Annotated in this window: 19 protein-coding genes; 9 read left to right on the forward strand and 10 right to left on the reverse strand. The window is 61.7% G+C overall.

The annotated features are described in order from the left end of the window. Positions 1 to 2: 2 nt before the first annotated feature. The 7 genes from EOA78_RS13950 to EOA78_RS13980 all read left to right on the forward strand — a co-directional run bounded on the left by EOA78_RS13950 (position 3) and on the right by EOA78_RS13980 (position 6,836). Positions 3 to 515 carry a DUF3305 domain-containing protein gene (locus EOA78_RS13950; RefSeq protein WP_127315630.1) on the forward strand — a complete coding sequence of 171 codons (513 nt, stop codon included), beginning with the start codon at positions 3 to 5 and terminating at the stop codon, positions 513 to 515. Continuing rightward, positions 512 to 1,213, forward strand: a complete 702-nt coding sequence (locus tag EOA78_RS13955; protein ID WP_127315631.1) for a DUF3306 domain-containing protein — start codon at positions 512 to 514, stop codon at positions 1,211 to 1,213. Before EOA78_RS13950 ends, EOA78_RS13955 begins: the two co-directional genes overlap by 4 nt. Positions 1,214 to 1,409: 196 nt before the next feature. Further along, positions 1,410 to 1,988, forward strand: a complete 579-nt coding sequence (locus EOA78_RS13960) for a molecular chaperone TorD family protein (protein ID WP_245477494.1) — start codon at positions 1,410 to 1,412, stop codon at positions 1,986 to 1,988. A 33-nt stretch (positions 1,989 to 2,021) separates the two neighbouring features. Beyond that, entirely contained in the window at positions 2,022 to 2,240 is a 219-nt protein-coding gene (locus EOA78_RS13965; protein WP_127315632.1) for a formate dehydrogenase, read from the forward strand. Positions 2,241 to 2,247: 7 nt separating this feature from the next. Next, the gene (locus tag EOA78_RS13970; RefSeq protein WP_127315633.1) at positions 2,248 to 5,163 is read left to right on the forward strand and encodes a formate dehydrogenase subunit alpha; all 2,916 of its coding nucleotides are present in this window, start codon (positions 2,248 to 2,250) and stop codon (positions 5,161 to 5,163) included. Positions 5,164 to 5,178: 15 nt separating this feature from the next. Next, positions 5,179 to 5,775, forward strand: coding sequence for a formate dehydrogenase FDH3 subunit beta (fdh3B, locus tag EOA78_RS13975; RefSeq protein ID WP_127209329.1), 597 nt, complete (start codon positions 5,179 to 5,181; stop codon positions 5,773 to 5,775). A 53-nt stretch (positions 5,776 to 5,828) separates the two neighbouring features. Then, positions 5,829 to 6,836, forward strand: coding sequence for a formate dehydrogenase subunit gamma (locus tag EOA78_RS13980; protein WP_127315634.1), 1,008 nt, complete (start codon positions 5,829 to 5,831; stop codon positions 6,834 to 6,836). Positions 6,837 to 6,945: 109 nt separating this feature from the next. On the opposite strand, the gene EOA78_RS13985 is transcribed toward EOA78_RS13980, so the two are convergent. Together EOA78_RS13985 and EOA78_RS13990 are read right to left on the reverse strand one after the other, a co-directional pair. Next, positions 6,946 to 7,209 (reverse strand): hypothetical protein, encoded by a 264-nt coding sequence (locus EOA78_RS13985; protein ID WP_245477495.1) that lies wholly within the window; start codon positions 7,207 to 7,209, stop codon positions 6,946 to 6,948. 4 nt (positions 7,210 to 7,213) lie between these two features. Beyond that, positions 7,214 to 7,885 carry a hypothetical protein gene (locus EOA78_RS13990; RefSeq protein ID WP_127315635.1) on the reverse strand — a complete coding sequence of 224 codons (672 nt, stop codon included), beginning with the start codon at positions 7,883 to 7,885 and terminating at the stop codon, positions 7,214 to 7,216. A gap of 32 nt (positions 7,886 to 7,917) precedes the next feature. Here EOA78_RS13990 and EOA78_RS37935 point away from each other — a divergent pair, with 32 nt between their 5' ends. Next, entirely contained in the window at positions 7,918 to 8,166 is a 249-nt protein-coding gene (locus EOA78_RS37935) for a hypothetical protein (RefSeq protein ID WP_348628478.1), read from the forward strand. 1,149 nt (positions 8,167 to 9,315) lie between these two features. Here the strand turns inward: EOA78_RS37935 and EOA78_RS14005 are convergent. Further along, a complete protein-coding gene (locus EOA78_RS14005; protein WP_127315637.1) occupies positions 9,316 to 12,663 on the reverse strand; it encodes an AAA family ATPase in 3,348 nt (1,115 codons plus the stop codon). 331 nt (positions 12,664 to 12,994) lie between these two features. Between EOA78_RS14005 and EOA78_RS14010 the strand changes: the two genes are divergently transcribed. Further along, positions 12,995 to 13,246, forward strand: a complete 252-nt coding sequence (locus tag EOA78_RS14010) for a DUF6074 family protein (RefSeq protein WP_127315638.1) — start codon at positions 12,995 to 12,997, stop codon at positions 13,244 to 13,246. Between the two features lie 185 nt (positions 13,247 to 13,431). On the opposite strand, the gene EOA78_RS14015 is transcribed toward EOA78_RS14010, so the two are convergent. From EOA78_RS14015 to EOA78_RS14040, 7 genes are all read right to left on the reverse strand, one after another. Further along, a complete protein-coding gene (locus EOA78_RS14015; RefSeq protein WP_127315639.1) occupies positions 13,432 to 13,659 on the reverse strand; it encodes a hypothetical protein in 228 nt (75 codons plus the stop codon). A 226-nt stretch (positions 13,660 to 13,885) separates the two neighbouring features. Further along, entirely contained in the window at positions 13,886 to 14,023 is a 138-nt protein-coding gene (locus tag EOA78_RS37045; protein ID WP_164783748.1) for a hypothetical protein, read from the reverse strand. Beyond that, positions 14,020 to 14,400 carry a hypothetical protein gene (locus tag EOA78_RS37050; RefSeq protein WP_029355824.1) on the reverse strand — a complete coding sequence of 127 codons (381 nt, stop codon included), beginning with the start codon at positions 14,398 to 14,400 and terminating at the stop codon, positions 14,020 to 14,022. The genes EOA78_RS37045 and EOA78_RS37050 overlap by 4 nt, the downstream gene beginning before the upstream one ends. 326 nt (positions 14,401 to 14,726) lie before the next feature. Next, positions 14,727 to 16,346 (reverse strand): ABC transporter ATP-binding protein, encoded by a 1,620-nt coding sequence (locus tag EOA78_RS14025; protein ID WP_127315640.1) that lies wholly within the window; start codon positions 16,344 to 16,346, stop codon positions 14,727 to 14,729. Between the two features lies 1 nt (position 16,347). Further along, complete coding sequence (locus tag EOA78_RS14030; protein WP_127315641.1) at positions 16,348 to 17,469, reverse strand: ABC transporter permease subunit; 1,122 nt, start codon at positions 17,467 to 17,469, stop codon at positions 16,348 to 16,350. Then, the gene (locus EOA78_RS14035) at positions 17,462 to 18,385 is read right to left on the reverse strand and encodes an ABC transporter permease subunit (RefSeq protein ID WP_127315642.1); all 924 of its coding nucleotides are present in this window, start codon (positions 18,383 to 18,385) and stop codon (positions 17,462 to 17,464) included. The genes EOA78_RS14030 and EOA78_RS14035 overlap by 8 nt, the downstream gene beginning before the upstream one ends. Positions 18,386 to 18,547: 162 nt before the next feature. After that, on the reverse strand, positions 18,548 to 20,140 hold the full coding sequence (locus EOA78_RS14040) for a peptide ABC transporter substrate-binding protein (RefSeq protein WP_127315643.1): 1,593 nt from the start codon (positions 20,138 to 20,140) through the stop codon (positions 18,548 to 18,550). Positions 20,141 to 20,168: the final 28 nt, after the last annotated feature.

The following is a 20,168-nucleotide window of genomic DNA, read 5'->3' on the forward strand; positions in this document are numbered from 1 at the left end:
CCATGGTGCGGGAGACTAGGGAAGTCGGGGTGATCGTCGAGCGACGGGCTCTGAACAACCCATGGATCGACCATGTCTGGGTGCCCGTGGCCGTGCTGGCGGGCGCGCCGAGCGCGGCGCCATGGTCAGTGCTGCACGAATCCGAGGGGCTGACGCGCTTCTATGCCGGTACTTTCACGCTCGAGCTCTTCGGGTGCGACACGGGCATGTACCGGGACAACCTCTGTTCGGGGCAGCCTAGCCTCTGGATCGCGCTCCGGTCGAGCGATGCTCCACCCGGAGTTGTGCTGCACCTGGTGACGGCTGACCCTTTCGAAGGCGAGTCGCTGACAGAGGCTGGCCCCGACATCATCGAGGCCGTGCCGATGCCGATCGAGCTTCAGCAATGGGTGGCCGCCTTCATCGAGACGCATCACGTTGAGCGTCCTTTCATCAAGCGCAAGCGCGATCGGGCGGACAGCAATGCCCTGGCGAGGCGCGGTCCTCGCTCCGGAACGAGGGATGATGCCGAATGAGCGCGGGAAGTGACAATGTCTTCGCCCGCTGGTCGCGCCGAAAACGGGCGGCGCGTTACAGCGCGACTGCCGAGCCGGAAAAGGATCAGCTTGCGGCTGATGCAGCTGCGGCGCCAGCCGGTATTGGGGAGCAGCTTGCACCAGCAATTGTGGAGCCGGAGGCCGCCGAGCCCGCCGAGCCCCTCCCTCGTGTCGAGGATTTGACGGCCCAAAGCGACCTTTCGGCCTTCCTGCACAAAGGCGTGCCCAAGATGTTGAAGCGCGCCGCATTGCGCAAGATGTGGTCGCTCGATCCAGCAATTCGTGACCATATCGGACCTTCCGAATATGCCTGGGACTTCAATAGGCCGGGATCCATGGCGGGATTCGGCCCCCTGAAAGCATCCAGCGAAGCTGTCGTGGATTTCCTGTCGACGTTGAGCGGCGGCAACCCGGCCGATCCAGCACGCGCCGCCATGGCTTCGGAGGCACCGGAGAAGCCGCCTGCGGCGACCGCCGTGTTGGCGGACGAGGACGCGAGCGCCTCACCCGATGGGTCGCAGCCTATCACGCCGGACAGTTCGATCGAGCCCGCACTCCCCCAATCCCCTTCGGCCGACGTCGCCGAGACCGCCACCGGCCGCGACGAAGCCGCCGGCGCCGCGACATCACCCCCGAGCAATCGCCAGCGGCGCCATGGCGGCGCCGTGCCGCGCTGATCTGGATATGTGGCCATTTTGGCACAGTTGCTGTTGCAATTGCTGGGCGGGGGACTAGTATTCACTTTACCCACTCGTTGAGGGGCACGGTCGAGGTCAGTAGATGAACCCAGACTTGCGCCTAGAGGAGGCAATCGGCACGTCGCGCGGAGCTGACGCTCTGGTTCCCGGCGTTAAAGATGCTGACATCGACGACGTGAACAGCGCACGCGCGGATGAGTACGCGCTGCTCGCCACGCTTCTCCTGGCCGCTCCGGATGCAAACCTTATGGCGCGGCTTTCCGGTTTGCGGGGCGACACCGAGACCCCGCTCGGCGTGGCTCATGCCGCCCTCGGCCAGGCCGCGGCTGCGGCCTCCCCGGCAGCGGTCAATCGCGAGTATTTCGAGCTCTTCATTGGGGTCGGGCGCGGCGAACTCCTTCCATACGCCTCATACTATCTGACCGGGTTCCTCAACGAACGGCCGCTTGCCCGTCTGCGCGGGGACATGAAGCGCCTCGGCCTTGAACGCGCGGACGGTCATTTTGACCCGGAAGATCATCTCGGCACGCTATTCGAGATCATGAGCGGCTTTGCCGCCACAGATTTCGTGGTTCCCGCTGGCGAGGAGCGGGACTTCTTTGAACGTCACATCGCGCCCTGGGCGAGCCGCTTCTTCGCCGATTTGGAAAACGCGGCGTCCGCCAGGTTTTACCGGGCAGTGGGCGTGTTGGGGCGGATTTTCATCGACATCGAAGCCGAAGGCTTCGCCATGGAGGCGCGACGAAGCTCGTGACCTGATCGCGTCGACACATAGGGAGGATCGCAGATGCAGGAAAAGAAACAGACGGCAATGAACCGCCGCAATTTCCTTCGCGCCTTCGGCGGCGCGTCCACGACCGCCGTGGCCGCCGCCGCCGTGACGCTCACCCCCGGAGAAGCGCAAGCTTATGATCCCGGCGAGGAGGAGGCGAGGGCCCGCTACCGCGAGACCGAGCACGTCAAGGCATTCTACCGTGTGAACGGTTATGAGACGTTGAAGAAATGAGGGCGCCATGCTGACCAAGCGCAAGAGCGGTCAGGCGAGCCGCACAAGATTGCACACGCTGATGGGAACGGTCGCCTCCGCTCCCATCGACCGGCGAACCTTCCTTCGCCGTTCCGGTCTCGTGGCCGGCGGAATGGCTGCAATCGGGTCGTTCCAGCTCGGCACTGTTCAGAAGGCTGCGGCGGTCATCAGTCCGCCGCAGCCGGGCGAGCCCATTGAACTCAAGAAAAGCGTCTGCACGCATTGCGCGGTCGGCTGCACCGTTACCGCCGAAGTCCAGAACGGGGTTTGGACCGGTCAGGAGCCTTCCTGGGACAGCCCGATCAACCGTGGCTCCCATTGCGCCAAGGGAGCAAGCGTACGCGAGCTCGTACACAGCGACCGCCGACTGAAATACCCGATGAAGCTCACCGCGGGGCAGTGGGAGCGTGTCTCCTGGGACGACGCGATCAATGGGATTGGCGACAAACTGCTCGAGATCCGTGAAAAGTCCGGCCCGGAATCCGTCTACTGGATGGGGTCGGCCAAGTTTTCCAACGAAGGAACCTATCTCTTCCGCAAGCTCGCGGCCCTGTGGGGAACAAACAATCAGGACCACCAGGCCCGCATCTGTCATTCGACGACCGTCGCCGGCGTAGCCAACACCTGGGGCTACGGCGCGATGACGAACTCCTTCAACGATATTCGCAATTCAAAGACCATGATCATCATGGGCGGCAACCCGGCTGAGGCGCATCCGATAGCGATGCAGCATCTGCTGGAAGGCAAGGAACTCAACAAAGCCAATCTGATCGTCATCGATCCCCGTTTCACGCGCACCGCCGCCCATGCGACCGAGTATGTCCGGTTCCGGTCTGGCACTGACATAGCGCTGCTGTGGGGCATGCTTTGGCATATTTTCGAGAACGGTTGGGAGGACAAGGAATTCATCGCGCAGCGCGTCTACGGGATGGATGAGGTCCGCAAGGAAGTCGCCAAGTACACGCCGGAGGAGGTGGAGCAGATCACCGGCGTGCCTGGCGATCAGGTGAAGCGCGTAGCCGAGCTGTTCGCCACGCAGAAGCCGTCGACGATGATCTGGTGCATGGGCCAGACACACCACACGGTTGGTACCGCCAATACGCGCGCGAGCTGCATCCTGTGTCTCGCCACCGGCAATGTCGGCAAGCCGGGTACCGGCGCGAACATCTTCCGTGGCCATGACAACGTACAGGGCGCGACGGATATCGGGCTCGATGTGGTCACCCTGCCCTTCTATTACGGATTGACGGAAGGCGCCTGGAAGCATTGGTCGCGCGTCTGGGAGATCCCCTACGAGGACCTGCTGAGCCAGTTCGACTCCAAGGAAGCGATGGAAACCCCGGGCATTCCGCTGACAAGGTGGTTCGATTCCGTCTCGCTGCCCAAGGACAAGATAGGCCAGCGCGACAGCATGCGTGCTATGTTCATTCAGGGCCACGCCAGCAACAGTATCGCTCGTATTCCGGAATCGATGAAGGGCCTGACAGGCCTGGAGTTGCTTGTTGTCGCCGATCCCCATCCCACGACCTGGGCATCACTGGCCGTGGAGGCGGGGCGTCAGGACAACACTTATCTCTTGCCGGTCTGCACGCAGTTCGAGACGTCAGGCTCGCGCGTCGCGTCAAATCGGGCCATCCAGTGGGGCGAGCAGATCGTAAAGCCGAGCTTCGAGCAGAAGGACGACTACCAGGTCATCTATCTCTTGTCGAAGAAGCTCGGGCTTGCCGACAAGATGTTCAAGAAGATAGAAGTCGAAGGCGACCGGCCGGTGCCGGAGGACGTGCTGCGCGAGATGAACCGCGGGAGCTGGTCGACGGGCTATTGCGGTCAGTCGCCGGAGCGGCTCAAGGCGCATATGAAGAACCAGCACAAGTTCGACCTGGTGACGATGCGGGCTCCGAAGGATGATCCCGAGGTCGGTGGCGACTATTACGGCCTGCCTTGGCCATGTTGGGGCAAGCCGGAGATCCGCCACCCGGGTACGGCCAATCTTTACAGCACCGGCCTGCATGTCATGGACGGCGGTAGCCCGTTCCGCGCCCGCTTCGGCGTCGAACGCAACGGCAAGACCCTCCTGGCGGAAGGTTCGTACACGCAAGGCTCGGAACTCACCGACGGCTATCCGGAGTTCACCATGGCCGTGCTCAAGAAACTCGGCTGGGACAAGGATCTGACGGCGGAAGAACTCGCCGTGATCGAAACGATCGGCGACGACCTCAACAAGGTCTCGTGGTCGACAGACCTGTCAGGAGGCATCCAGCGCGTCGTACTCAGCCATGGCTGCCATCCCTACGGCAATGGCAAAGCTCGCGCAGTAGCGTGGAACCTGCCCGACCCAGTGCCGATCCATCGCGAGCCAATCTACTCGCCGAAGGTGGACCTGGTCGCAAAATACCCGACCTATCCCGACGCCACACAGTTCCGGCTGCCGAACATAGGGTTCAGCGTGCAGCAGGCGGCGGTGGAAAAGGGCATCGCCAAGACGTTCCCGCTGATCCTGACCAGCGGCCGGCTCGTTGAATATGAAGGCGGGGGCGAGGAAACGCGGTCGAACAGATGGCTGGCCGAGCTGCAGCAGGAGATGTTCGTCGAGATCAACCCGGCCGATGCGTCCGAACGCGGCATCGGCGATGGGACCTGGGTTTGGGTGAATGGTGCGGAGAACAACTCGAAGGCGCGGGTGAAGGCCTTGGTCACGGAGCGCGTCGGCCGGGGCGTCGCTTTCATGCCCTTCCACTTCGGTGGCTGGTTCCAGGGTAAGGATCTGCGGGCTCACTATCCGCAGGGCTCCGATCCATATGTTCTGGGAGAGAGCGCCAACAGCATCACCACCTACGGCTACGACCCGGTGACGGGCATGCAGGAGCCGAAGTGCACGCTCTGCCAAATCGTTGCGGCGTGAACGGGAGGAACAGAAATGGCCCGGATGAAATTCCTTTGCGACGCTGATCGTTGCATCGAGTGCAATGCCTGCGTCACCGCCTGCAAGAACGAGCACGACGTGCCTTGGGGTATCAACCGCCGCCGCGTCGTCACCATCAATGACGGCAAGCCCGGCGAACGCTCCGTCTCGATGGCGTGCATGCATTGCACCGACGCGCCCTGCGCGGCGGTCTGTCCGGTCGACTGCTTCTACACCACGGCGGACGCGGTGGTGCTCCACTCCAAGGATCTGTGCATCGGATGCGGCTATTGCTTCTACGCCTGCCCTTTCGGCGCGCCGCAATATCCTCGTGTGGGCAACTTCGGTTCGCGCGGCAAGATGGACAAATGCACCTTCTGCGCCGCGGGCCCGGAAGAGGATTCCACCGAAATTGAATATGCCAAATACGGAGCCAACCGGCTGGCCGAAGGCAAGCTGCCGCTTTGCGCCGAAATGTGTTCGACCAAGTCGCTCCTGGCCGGCGACGGGGAGATCATCGCGGCGATCTACAAGGAGCGTGTAACGCAGCGTGGCTATGGTTCGGGAGCCTGGGGCTGGCAGACGGCCTATCGAGAAACAATCGACGTCTAGGAGGTAGTCGGGATCGTCCCGCGCGCAACGGAGCTATCACGGAGGACGGACAAATGCCGGACAACAGGCTTGGTCGAGTGGCTGTCGCAGCGTTCATGACGCTCACGCTGCTGGTCGCAGGGCCCGTCTACGCGCAAACCCCATCCGGGAGCAACCCAACCGCACAGGCGGTGAGCGAACGGCAGCTTCTTGATGAGCTGCAAAAGATCGAGGGGCGCGTCACCCTGCCAAATACGGCCGCCGGCTTGCTCGAGCAGCCGCAAGGCCGCGATTATCGCAGCTTCCACGAGGGCTGGCTGCCGTGGATCGGCGGCATCGCGATACTCGGCATTTTGCTGCTGCTGGCGCTGTTCTATTTCTACAGGGGCCGCATCCGCACACTGGCGCCCGAATCGGGCGTGAAGATTTTGCGCTTCGGTGCTCTTGAGCGGCTGACCCACTGGATGACTGCCACGGCGTTCATCATCCTAGCCATCACCGGCTTGAACTTTATCTTCGGCAAGCGTCTGCTGATGCCGCTGATCGGGCCCGATGCATTTTCAACCTGGTCGATTTGGGCGAAATATGCCCACGACTTCGTCTCCTGGGCGTTCATGCTCGGCATATTAGTCATGCTGGTGACATGGGCCTGGGACAACCTTCCGGATCGCCATGACGCGCATTGGCTCAGAGTCGGCGGCGGCTTTCTCGACAAAACCAACAGGACGCATCCGCCGGCCGGCCGTTTCAACACGGGCCAGAAGCTCATCTTCTGGGCCGTCGTCCTGGGCGGAATTGCGATGTCGGTATCGGGCGTATTCATGCTGTTTCCGTTCGCATTCACCGACATAAACGGCATGCAGACGGCCCAGTATATTCATGCGACTGTGGGCATAATCCTGATCGCTGTTCTTATCGCTCACATTTATATCGGCACGCTCGGGATGGAAGGCGCCTATGAAGCAATGGGTTCGGGCACGGTCGATATGAACTGGGCAAAGGAGCATCATAGCCTTTGGGTTGAAGGGCAGGAGGCGAAAGGTACGATAAAGCCGCGCTCGGCGGCCGAAGCGGCCGAATAGTAACTTCTGCGCAAAATCGAAATGCCCGGGCCTTTGGTTCTTTTGGCGTGCTCGTACGGCTTTCATTGCGCGAGGCGGTGCCTCGAAACCCACGTCAGCGAGCGAAGATCTAGGAAGGCGTTTCCTCCCCGCCCACGGCTGCGGTAGAGTTGTCGCCCGGCTCGCCCGTCCAGTTTTGACCGACCAGATTGTGTCCCGGATCGCCCACGCGAGTGCTCTCGCTGCTGTAAACCTGCCATGCTGGCTGTTGCTGCTGCGCGCTCAGAAGAAAATAGCCGACCCCGAACGCAATTGCGATCGAAACGACAATTCCGGTAAAGATCATACCCATCCCGCCTTCTCCCTTTCTCACCTGCTCAAAATCCGCAGTCATGCACTCATTGTGGCGCCTGCGTCTGCTGCGCTGGACCTTGCCCCGTCGCAGGTGGATTGCCAGATCCGGATAACTGGGGGGCCTCACCGGATTTTTGCTGATACTTGAGGTCGAGCGCGGCCAGTGCAAGCAACGGCGGCGGCATGGCGACGCCGGCCACTCTCATTTGCCGCGCGGTCTTCTGGCATTGCGCAATGTCCTTGGCGGCGGCCAGTTCCTCCGCTTTCGCGACATTTATCACGGAATCCTTGGGGGTGCTCGACGTATCGGAGGGGGGCAACGGCGCGGCCCTGCTTTCCTTTTGGGGCGCGTTCGTCGCCGATCCGCTGGCCACCTTCTCCTTGTTCGGTTGTGGAGAATCGGTGGCAACTCCAGATTGCCCCGTAATTTTCTGCGCCGAGCCCGTCCCGGTCTCCGGCTTGGCGGGCGCGGCTGTGCTGCTAGTAGATGTGCCAGGCTGCTGAGCCGGGGCAGCAGCTGTCGGGGTAGCCACTTCGGCAGGCGCCTTCATGAAGGCGAGGAGCTCTTGGCAGAGATTTGCAGGCCCGCTTGCCTGCGCGGCAGCAGGCGTTGCAGTTTCGGTCGCTGGAGCCGTAGGCTCGGGGGCAGTGCTCGTTTGCGCCAGCGATGTTGACGCCGACAGCGCGACGATTCCTGCGAGAACCATTTCTTTCATCGCTTTGCTCCTTCCCTGATGAAATCACCCGCTTGGCTGACAGCATAACGCCGGAGGGTGCCCGAACGATCCATGGACTTGCAAGGCCTAACCTGCCCCGTAATTCGGCCGCGGTCTGGGCGGCGGCCTTCATGGATTTTCGGCCCAACGGAATTCCTCCACGTAGTTCGTTCGCATGTTTCGAAGATGGCGTTGATATCGGCAAATTCATTAACGAGAATGTCGCCAATGTGCCGGGCATCGTCTGCTCGCTGACGACGCTAACCTTCAAGGCGTTTTGAGGCTCCCCAGGACAGTTCTGCGACTCCGAAAGGCCCTTGCCCGCCACCTGATCGACAATTCCTTGGCCTGCTCCTAATCGACGGCGACTAGTTCCGAGCCGATCCGGCCGCCACTTTCATCCCTGCTGGTCTGCTAGCCGACTTACCTGCGCTCCTCAGAGCGTCGCCAGCCGCGAATTTGTTAGGGCTTTTCCATACGCTTGCCGCAGCGTCCGCTTCTCCTCCAGCGCTACGATAACACTTGTGGCAAAATCCGTCTTGTACATGATGGCGAGCCGGGTCAGCCCGCCTGGCGTGGCTTTGACGTCAACAACCTGCGGACGGCGTTGATCTCCGTCAGATCGAGGTGTTCATCCACATCGCTCATTTTGCTTTCCTACCCCATCAAGCATAGAAAACCGGCGGACAGCAGCAGCCACATGTCATCGATAAAGCGCAATGCCAGCGCTGGGAGTTTTCGTACAATTGCGCCATGGCGAATACACGGGACGACAGGTCGCGCACAAACCCGCTCGTCATCTTTTAGCACTGACGCCCCCCGCACATGGTCGAATATTCCATCTGCTATTTGGCCGCTTCGGGTTCGTTCTACGACCCCTTATCGGACCAAGATCATCCTCGTTATGGCGCCAGCCGCGGGCTGGGGCCAACACCGCACTCAGCATCGGACACCGCGGCGGTGACGTTGTTCTCACCTACTATAGCCGGAGCGAAGACGCTTGGGCCGTCGTCGCGGAGACAGGCAACGGGTTGCAGGGCGGGAGCGTCTGCTCCTTAGAGCGGACCTGCTGTCTCGGCCAGCGCATCTGCCTGGTGAACATCTGCCTCCGATGACGCATCGAGACCAACAGGCGCACGGATCAAGCCGACGAATTCTCATTGAGCGGAACGGATAGGGCGCAAGCTTGCGTTGCATGGCGAGGACCCGCGGAGCGTCAGTCCGTTATGCGAATGACACCGGGTGGAAAGATATCATAGCTCGATGTTCCGGGGCTAATCCGTAATCCATCCAATGGGCGCGTTGGGTCAGAAATCAGTAGACTTGATCGACTGTTTTGGGCAGAGCCTTGCCGCTGCAAAGGCAGGGCAGAGAAGAGTCAAGATAACGCATTGAGGTTCGGGCGCGGCTGGGAATAGCCGAGGCTCCAGTCACCTCAGGACGTCGAGAAGCGCCTTGGCCTCTTGGACGTCTGGTGTCTCAAAGCCCTCGCTGAACCAGGCATGCACGGGCGCGAGCAGATCGCTGGCCTCGGCGTGCTTGCCCTGATGGCGCCAGAGGCGAGCAAGATCGGTGGCAGCACGTAATTCCCAGGACTTCGCGGATTGACGCCGGGCGATTTGGATCGCGCGCTGGAACGCTGCGATCGCCTCGTCTGGTCTGCCGCCGTCGGGAAGAACTGCGACAAGCTGGCCTCGCAATCGATGCAGTTCAGCGTCCGGCCAACATTGCCCCGTCCGTTCGTCCGCCGCCAGAGCCTCGTCCAATGCGCCGAGCCCCCGTCGCACGTCCCCGGAGAGTGCGCAAGCCTCGCCAAGCAGGCCTAGAAAGAAGGGGCGCATCCACTCCGCGCCACTGCTCGTCCACTGCGCGAGCCCACTCTGGATCGCTGCAACGCCGGCTGCTGCCTGGCCTTGGCGGGCAATGGCCCAGCCTTTGACCACCGTCGCACCTGCAGTCCACAGATCAAATTTCTGCTCCCGGGCCAACTCCAGTAATGCTTCCGAGTGTTCCGCGGCTGATCCCGCGGTGCGGCCATAAGCACTCGCCATCGCGCTGTACATCAGCGCAAATCCCAGCGTGTTCTTGTGGCCAACACGGTGCGCCAAGCTCAGTGCGTCGGCTTGCCGGCCAGCTGCCTGATCGGGATAGCCAAGTAGCCACAGCACCCAATTGAGGTGCGATAGCGCTGCAACTCCGAGATCCTGGCCGAAAGTAAAAGCAGTCGAGCCGTGCCGCTCTCGATCGTAAAGCTCAACGGCTTGCTCGAGGTGCTCGCGGGCGACAAGCAATTCGCCCATCATCTCGTTGGTTGCACCGCAAACCCGGTGCGCGACGCACAATCGCTCCGGATCGCGGTGCTGCTCGGCTAATGCTAGAGTCTGTTCGGCCAGCGCGTTTTGCTCGCGTAAAGCCATCCGAACGTATTGGACAGCCCAGTACCCATACAGCACGGGAAATTGTTGTCGGATGTCGCCAACGGCCTCAACCAGGTCCCGGGCACGGGCGAAAGCCGCGGCGGTCTCCGGCGCAGCGTAACCGTAGCGAGCGATGCATGCCTGGCCGAGCATCGTCTGGAGATGCAGCTCGCGTTCTGCTTGAGCGCCGCTTTCGGGCAAACTTCGCACGAGGTCGATGCTCTTGGTGAGATGGCCTATGGCCTCCGCAGCGGCCGAGTGCCGGAACGCGTGCTCGCCTGCCAGCTGCCAATATTCCGCGGCACGCTCTGCCAAACCCGCTTGGGTGAAGTGATGGGCGAGCAGTTCGGGTTGGGTCTCGACCGCCTCCGACCACCGCTCTTCCAGCACTGTAGCAATGCGGGCATGCAGCTTCCGTTGTGTGCTACGCAAGAGGCTCGCGTAGGCGGCGTCTTGAACGAGCGCATGCTTGAACGAGTAAGTGGCTTCGGGCGGCGTGCCGCGGCGGAACGCGAGACCGCAACTTAAAAGTTCGTCCAATCCTTGCGCCAATGCCACGTCGGGAAGTCCCGCCACCGCGGCCAGCAGCTCATGGCCGAACTCTCGGCCGATTACCGCACCGGTCTGCGCAACCTGTTTTGCGACTGGCAGCCGATCCAGCCGCGCCATAAGGGAGCCCTGTAAGGTGCTGGGCACTGGAAGCGCAGAGTCAAGGACACCGGGCTGGCTGGCCCCCTCGAGCACGGCCTTGGTCAATTCTTCGATGAAAAGAGGCACACCGTCGGTCTCCGCCACAATGCGCTCCAGCATCCCGATCGGCAGCGTCTGGCCGACGACTACCTGGCTTGCGAGCATCGCTGCCTGGCGATCGCTGAGACGGCTCAGCGCAATCAAGATCACGCCGGATTGGCCGACCCAAGGCGCTTGAAACTCTGGCCGGAACGAGATTACCACCAGCGCCGGCAGCGAGGCTAAGCGCATGATCAACCTGTCAAACAACTCAAGGGAGCTTGGGTCGGCCCAATGGGCGTCCTCGAACAGCATCAGCAGGGGGGACCGGCGGGCCCTTTCGTCGAGAATCTGCTGCAAGGCTCTGAACGTCTGTTCCTTCTTGCGCTCCGGGCCGAGCGCTAGTGGTGGATACCGCTCTCCACCTGGCACGCCGAGCATCTCGGCAATGAGCGTCAGCTCTTCGGCGGTGGCGCCGAGGGGGAGTAGCAGGGCTTCCAGCTTGTCGAGCCGTACGTCCGCCGGCTCGCCGCGCACAAAGCCTGCCTCATTCCTCCACCGTGCGATGATAGGCTGCAGTGCACTGTCGTGCTGGTGCGGCGAGCAGAAGTACTTAAGTTTTAGATGCGCCTCCCCGGCCACGCGCTCCTCAAGCGCAGCGATCAGGCGGGACTTGCCGATGCCGGGCTCGCCGGAGATGAGCACCACCTGCCCTTCGCCGTCCTTTGCGTGCCGCCAGCGGCGCAGCAGCAGGTCGAGTTCGTCATCGCGCCCGACCAGCGGCGCGAGGGAGGCGGTGTGCATTGCCTCGAAGCGGCTCTGAACCGCAGCCTCGCCCAGCACTTGCCAGGCGCCCACGCGGCCAGACAGGCCCTTTAGATTGAGCGCGCCAAGTTCGCGGCACTCGAACATTCCGCCGATGCGCCGCCGTGTTTCTGCGTCAATCACTGCACAGCCGGGAGTAGCGCGCGATTGTAGTCGCGCGGCGATGTTTGGAGTCTCACCTATCACCGTCTGCTCTTGTGCAGCGCCGGCGCCCAGCAAGTCGCCCACTACGGCGAGGCCGGTGGCTATGCCGATGCGCGCGGCCAACCGTTCACCGGCTGGCGCGGCCTGGGCGACCGCCTGTAGCGCAGCCAAGGCTGCGCGCACGGCACGCTCGGCATCAGTCTCGTCACCATGTGGCCAGCCGAAATAGACCAGTACCCCGTCACCCATGTACTTCGCGACGAAGCCGCCCAGGCGGCCAACCGCCTCCGCCACGCAGCGGTGGTAGCTCCCGATGACCTCACGCATGTCCTCTGGGTCGAGGCGGCTGGCGAGCGCCGTCGAGCCGACGAGGTCGACGAACATCACAGTGAGCTGCCGCCGCTCAGCCTCGGGAAACGGCAGGGCGGTCCCGGAGACGGCCGTGGGTGCCACCGCGGGAGGGCTGGGCGCCGGAACTAAGCCAGCACGCAGGGCCGCGATGGCGGCGAGCAGCTTACGGCGGTGACCGATTGAGGTGATGCCGAGCCCGCTCAGATCGTCGGCTGTGAGGTCGGCGACGACCTCAGCATCGATGTCGTTCTCGCGGAACGCTTGTTCGTACTGTCCCAGGCCGAGATCACGCAGCCATGCGCTGATGTCCATGGGCTCCCCCGGCTTCGTCGTTTCGTATCGCCAGGTTCTTCAGCCTACCGCAAAACGGCAGGGAATGCGCGCGGAAACCTCACGAGCCGACTGCGGCGAAGGGCAGCTTCTGGGCGTTATCCGGCGCGATCCCCCGCCGCTCATCATCATCAATGTTTCTTGGCAGGAACTCGCACTCGCCCATGCCGCCGCGTCCAGTGGGGCGATCGCGGCACCGTCCGCAGAGCCTGGCGGACGCCCTATTCCATTGCCGACCACTGTCAAAAAAGCCTGTTAACCAAATTTTTTAACCCGCCGATGCTTATTCGCGAGACTGAGGGGTGAGGTGATCATGTGTGATTCAAACATAACCGTGTTTCCGCTGCATCGGCGGCGAAAATTGGTTCAAGGTATCGCCCGGGTCCTGGAATCGAAGACCGGGGAGGACGCGAATGCCTTCTGGCGCAGTACCGCCAAGACAATTCTCATTCAACTGTCCGAATCAGGAATTGCACCGGGGCTGGCCAAACAGGAAGTTGGAATGCTTCTTCACGCTGTCTTAGGCGATATAGCCACCCGCAGTGCTGCGAAACTTGCAGAATAGAATCGGCTCAGGACGAGGGATTGCCGCGTGGAGACAGGATGCGCAGCATTCAAAGACTGCGATGGTGAAATTCTGGCTGAGGGAACGGAGCTGGCTTCCAACCTTCTCCATTCCCGCTGACCAGATTAGGCGGCATCTCACCCGCGGCATGGCCAAGGCGTCTTCGCCGACCGAAGCCGATAAGCCTAGCCCGCCTTCCGAAACGGCTGAGAGCGGCGAGAAAGGATGAGATCGAGTTCGGCTTCGTCCTCGATGCCGGCCTGGAACAATGATATTAGCTCAGATGCTGCGTCATGGGCCATGGTCGATGCCATGCTGCACTGGTTGGCTGTGCAATGCCGGATAAATACCCGTTGCAGCATTTCGAGGTCATTAGGGTAAATGGCGATGTCTGCTGGGTGACGCATAGGCATGCGGTATTCCTCGGAGAGCCAACGCCCTCATTCAGAAGCTCAGGGGTGGCTGCTGACTACGTTCTATCGCACCCTACGTCGTAGCCGTCATTTAACAATGATATACCGGCCGGGGTTGTACCGGCCGCGGCTACTAGCCTCGAAAGGGCCGCCGTCACTCGGGCGAGGACGTTCGCCATCCGTCGAGTCTGCAGGTCCGGGTGAGCGGCTTTCCGGCGCTGCTACGCTAACCATGGCGCCAGTCTATGCGCACAGCACATTCGCGAAGCAGGCGCGGCAGACGGACTTTGCGGTTGGAGATGCTCAGTTCAGCCTCGACGGCATCGGGCAGCGGCAATCTGAATGCACGATGATGCGCGTTCATGCAACCACCGCCATGCCTTCGCGTTTAGCCACCTTCAATCCTGGCGAGCGATAGAAATGACGGCGTTTATTCCGATTACAATTTACCTGAATCACAAGCCGGTGGTGGTCGCGTCGATAGCCGACGCTAAGACAGCGCTTCAGCAACCGTGGCCAGTCATGGGCAAGCCATCCCGACTTGAAGCAATCCGAATGGTTGACGAATGCCTGGCCGGACACTGCAGCCAACACGCTGCGATCGCTGCCTTCCAGACGGCCGCAACTGAACAGGGGCTTCTTAAGCGAAAGCCTCCAAGCATAGGCCTGAAGAAATTTGACCGGGTTGCTGAAGACCTGATGTGAGGTCATGCCGCCCTCGCCATCTTGAACAGCTGACATGCCTCGCCCGCCATCCCCTGTGCCGACCGCTTGCGCGGCGTCCAGGCTCGGTAACACTCGGGCCAAGCGTCGCCTTGCCCTCAAGGTCCAACTTATCATCTTAGAGCGGTTCATCGTTTCACGGAAATGCCGAACCGCTCTATCTCTTTGTTTTGCGCAATTCCGGACGGGAAACCGTTTAACACTTTTCCTGGAATTGCCCTAAACGTTAACGCGAATAGCCTGAGCTTCCGTTTCGACCTCGCGCTTCAGCGCTGCCTCGTGCGTTTCTGGATGTAGGATACCGAGGGACGTGCCTTCAACCACCGCGGCCCTCAGCGGCTGCGCTATGCGCTCAAGCGAAACCGTGTGACGTCGATGGCCGCGGCCATTAGCGTCTGCGTGTAGGTAGCCTGCGGATTGCTGAAGATCGCCTCGGTCGGCCCTTCCTCGACGATCTTGCCCTGCTTCATGACGATGATGTAGTCGGCCATGGCGCGCACGACAGCGAGGTCGTGGCTTATGAACAGATACGACAGTTCATGGTCGGCCTGCAGCTTGCGCAGCAGCTCGACGATCTGTTTCTGGACGGAGCGATCGAGCGCCGAGGTCGGCTCGTCGAGGACGACCACCTTGGGCTTGAGGATCATCGCCCGCGCGATGGCGATGCGCTGGCGCTGGCCGCCAGAGAATTCGTGCGGGTAGCGATTGCGCGCATTCGGATCGAGCCCGACCTCAAGCAGGGCCTCGACGGCGCGCAGATCGCGCTGCCTGCCCGACAGGGTCGGCTCATGCACCAGCAGCCCTTCGGTGATGACCTGGCCGACGGTCATGCGCGGTGACAGCGAACCGAACGGGTCCTGGAAGACCAACTGCAATTCACGCCGCAGCGGCCGCATGGCCTGTCGGTCGGCGGCGGAAATATCGCGATCGCCAAAGCGGATGAGGCCATCACTTGGCAGGAGCCGCAGCAAGGCTCGGCCGAGCGTCGATTTTCCCGAACCGGATTCGCCGACGATGCCGATGGTCTGGTTTCGTTTCAGCCTGATCGAAATGTGATCGACTGCGCGCAGGATCAGCGGCTCTCCAGCAAGAAACCCGCCGCCGATCTTGAAGGTCACTTCGACATTGCTGCCTTCGAGCAGGACCGGCGCATTTGGCGGTGGCGGCGCTTTGGTTCCGGTCGGCTCGGCGGCCAGCAGCATCTTGGTATAGGCATGCTGCGGATTGACGAAGATCGCTTCCGCCTCGCCCTCCTCGACGACTTCGCCGTAGCGCATGACATAGACGCGGTCGGCAAAGCGCCGGACAATACCGAGATCGTGGGTGATGAAGACGATCGCCATGCCGAGCTTGCGCTGCAGTTCGGCGAGCAGCATGAGGATCTGCGCCTGGATCGTCACGTCGAGCGCCGTCGTCGGTTCGTCTGCTATCAGTATGTCGGGATCGTTGGCCAGCGCCATGGCGATCATGACCCGCTGGCGCTGGCCACCCGACAATTCGTGCGGATAGGATTTCATCCGCCGCTCGGGATCGGGAATATGAACCAGCCGCAAGAGCTTGAGCGCCTCTTCGCGCGCTTGCGCCGCGCCAAGTCCGCGATGCCGGCGGATCGGTTCGATCAGCTGATTGCCGATCGAATAGAGCGGATCGAGCGAGGTCATCGGCTCCTGGAAGATCATGCTGATCTTGCGGCCGCGGATCTGATTGAGCTCGGACTTGCTTAGGGTCAAAAGGTTGCGGCCGCGATAGTCGACGACGCCTGTCGCCTCGCCGTTCGAGGCCAGCAGGCTCATCGCCGCCATCATCGTCTGGCTCTTGCCGGAACCGGATTCGCCGACCACGGCAACGGTTTCGCCTGAATTGACGTGGATGTTGATGCCTTTTACGGCTTCGACCGCGCCATCGAGCGTTCGGAAGCGGACCCGAAGGTCTTTGACGCTGAGGATGGTTTCGGAAGTGTCCATCTCAACGATCCCTGGGGTCGAGCGCGTCGCGCAGGCCGTCGCCGACGAAATTCAGCGCGAACAGCGTCGAGACGAGGAAGAAGGCAGGGAACAAAAGCAACCAGTTGGCGGTGCCGATGTTCTTGGCGCCGGTCGAGATCAGCACGCCCCAACTGGTCATCGGTTCCTGCACGCCGAGCCCGAGGAAGGACAGGAAACTCTCCAGGATGATGACATGCGGCACCAGCAGCGTCATGTAGATGACCACCGGGCCAAGCAGGTTGGGAATGACGTGGCGGATCAGGATGCCGCGCTGGCCGACGCCCATCGCCTCCGCCGCCTGGACGTATTCCTGCCGCCGGATCGACAGCGCTTGGCCGCGCACAATGCGCGCCATGTCGAGCCACAGCACGGCGCCGACCGCCAGGAACATCAGCACGAAGTTGCGGCCGAAGAACACCACCAGCATGATGACGAAGAAGATGAACGGCAGCGAGTAAAGCACATCGACAATGCGCATCATCACCTCGTCGACCTTGCCCCCGGCAAGGCCGGCCGTAGCACCGTAGAGCACGCCGATGACGCCCGCGACAACCCCGGCGAGCAGGCCGATGGCCAGCGAGATGCGCCCGGCCATCAGCGTTCGCGACAGCAGATCGCGGCCGGTATTGTCGGTGCCGAACAGGAAATATTGCTGTCTGATCGAAGCGCTCATCACCGTTTCAAGGCCGTCAGGCGATTTACCCTCGATCTTTGTATCATCGAAGGCATCCGAACGGTCGAGGTAGCGGACATTGCGGTCGTCGATCGGCTTGGGCGATGTGACGGTGACGAAGATGCGGTTGCCTTCCTGCCGCCACTCCTTGATGTCGACACGCATGCGCTTGATCGCCTCATTGAGCGCGGTTTCTATCATGTCGGCCTTCGGATAGGCCGAGAAGCTTGGCGGCGTGCGCACATGGTCGGCGTAGATGGTGGTGTATCGATGCGGCAGCAAAGACGGCCCGAACACGCTGATTACGGCGATAAAGGCAAGATAATACAGGCTGAACATGGCGGCGCGATTGGCCTTGAGCCGTGCCCAGGCATCGCCCCATAGGGAGCGGCCGACGACGGCCGGAGCGCTGGCTGCGATGTCAGTCATAGCGCACCCTCGGATCGACGAAGGCATACATGACGTCGACGATCAGGTTGAAGACGATGGTGAACAGCGCGATCACCACCACGGTGCCCATGACCAGCGTGTAGTCGCGGTTGAGCGCGGCATCGACGAAATAGCGGCCGATGCCGGGAATAGAAAAGATCGTCTCGACGATGATCGAACCGGTGAGGAGCGCCGCCGCCGCCGGGCCGGTAAAGGAGACGATCGGGAGTATGGCGCCGCGCAGCGCATGCTTGACGATGACCGACCAGGCCGACAGGCCGAGCGCGCGTGCGGTGCGGATGTGGTGAGAGCGCAACGATTCGATCATCGAGCCGCGCATCAGGCGAGCGACGATGGCGATCTGCGGCAATGCGAGCGTCAGCACCGGCCCGACCTTGTTGAGCAAGGCGCCATCGCCCCAGCCGCCGATCGGCAGCAGCTTCCAGGTCAGGCCGAACACAAGCTGGATCACCGGGGCGATGACGAAGGTCGGGATGGTGCTGCCGGCAGCGGCCAGCGCGATCACCGAGTAGTCGGCAAGCTTGTTTTGGTTGAGCGCGGCAACAGTGCCGAGGAGGCCGCCGAGCAGCAGTGCCAGGATCAGGGCCGAGGCGCCGATCTGGATTGAAACGGGCAGGCCCCTGGCAAACAATTCGGTGACGGTGAAATCCGGCATGTTGTAGCTCGGACCGAAATTGCCGCGCAGCAGATTGCCGAGATAGTGGACATATTGCAGCCAGAGCGGGTCGTTGAGGCCGAACTGCGCTTCAAGATTGGCCTTGATCTCGGGGCTGAGGCCCCGCTCCTGATTGAACGGGCCGCCAGGCGCGACACGTATCAGGAAGAACGCCATGGTCACGATGACGAACAGCGTCGGGATGGCGGTCAGGAGCCGCCGGAATACGTATCGCAGCATCGGTTCCCCGCTTTGCTAGCAAACCGGAGCCGCCGCCCCTAACGCATGACCCGAACCGAAGGTTCGGAAAGGATCACGCGCAAAATCAAGGCGTTACAGCGCCCTTTGCACGTCCCGAAGGACGCGCGGCGCTGTAAAGGAGCGGCAGTCCGGCCAAGGAGATCAGTCCTTGGAGATGAAGCGGGACGGATGCACGTCCATAACGTTATCCTCGAAGCCATGAAGCTTCGGAGAAACGATATCCTTGTAGCTATAGTAGAGAAGCGGGATGTTGCCGACCTCGTCGACGAGGATGCGCTCGGCCTCGGCGAGTTCTTTCATGCGCTCTTCGGGCTTGCCGCCGGCGGCGGCCGCCTCGTCCATGGCCTTCTCGAATTCCGGGCTGTTGTAGCCCGAATAGTTGTTGCCGCTTGCCTTGCGGGAGATGCCGAGGAAGGTTTCCGGATCCTTGTAATCGGCAATCCAGCCAGCACGCGCCACGTCGTAGTCGCCCTTCTGCTCAAGGAAGGAGTAGTGGGTCTTGGTGTCGGTGTTGAGCAGCGTGATTTCGACGCCGAGCGGCTTCAACTGCTCCTGGATGGCGACCGCAGTGTTCTTGTGGTTTTCCGACGTGTTGTAGCGGATTTCCATCTTCAGCGGTTTCTCGGGGGTATAGCCAAGCTTCTCGAGTACCTTCTTGGCTTCATCCTCGCGGTCGATCTGCGACATATCCGCGTATTTGGCCACTGCCGGCGTATAGCCCTCAATGCCTGGAGGCACCATCGAATAGCCGGGCAGCATCGAGTTCTGCCAGACCTTTTCGGCAAGGAAATCGCGGTCGACTGCCATGGAGATGGCGTTGCGCAGTTCGACGTTGTCCCACGGGGCCTTGTCGGTCTTGATCGCAAAATAATAGGTACCGAGGTAAGGCCCGACGCGAATCTGATCGCCAAACTTGGCCTTGAGGTCGGCGAGCTGCTCGGTCGGGAGGTCGTCGTAGCTGTCGAGTTCGCCGGCCTCAAAGCGCTTCATCGCCGACGAACGATCTTCGGTCGGGATGTAGTTGACGACGTCGAGCTTGACGTTCGCAGCGTCCCAGAATTTCGGATTCTTGACCAGTTTGATGTGGTCGTTGGGAACCCACTCCGCCAGTGTAAAGGCGCCGTTGGAGACCAGATTGCCCGGCTTGATCCAATCGGCGCCGAGCTTTTCGATCGAGGCCTTGCTGACCGGATAGGCCGCCTGGTGGGTCAGCATTTCAAGGAAATAGGGCGTGGGCGCCTTCAGCGTCACTTCCAGTGTATTTGCGTCGATTGCCTTGACGCCCATCTCCTCGGGCTTGGCGTTCTTGGTGTTCACCTCCTCGGCATTCTTCACGGGATAGAGCATCGAAGCGTATTCGGCGCCGGTGGCCGGATCTTCCAGCCGTTGGAAAGCGTAGACGAAGTCATCTGCCGTGACCGGAGCGCCATCCGACCAGACGGCGCCCTTGCGCAGCTTGAAGGTGTAGACGGTGCCGTCGTCCGATACTGTCCAGCTTTCGGCGGCGCCCGGGATGAGGTTCGCCTTTGCGTCCTGCATGGTCAGCCCCTGGAACAGGTCACGCAAAATATTTGCTTCGTAAATTGTCGAGGTCTTGTGCGGGTCGAGCGACTCCGATTCGGCGGCGGTGCCGCGGTTATAGACGACCTCGGCGAAGGCCGGCGTGTAGAACGTGCCGGCAGCCAAGGCCATGGTTGTGGCGAACACCGTCGCCTTCAGCATATTTTTCAGCATGGAGTTCTCCCTGTCGAGGCGGCCGTTC

It is taken from the genome of Mesorhizobium sp. M5C.F.Cr.IN.023.01.1.1, assembly GCF_003997585.1.
Classification (GTDB): domain Bacteria; phylum Pseudomonadota; class Alphaproteobacteria; order Rhizobiales; family Rhizobiaceae; genus Mesorhizobium; species Mesorhizobium wenxiniae.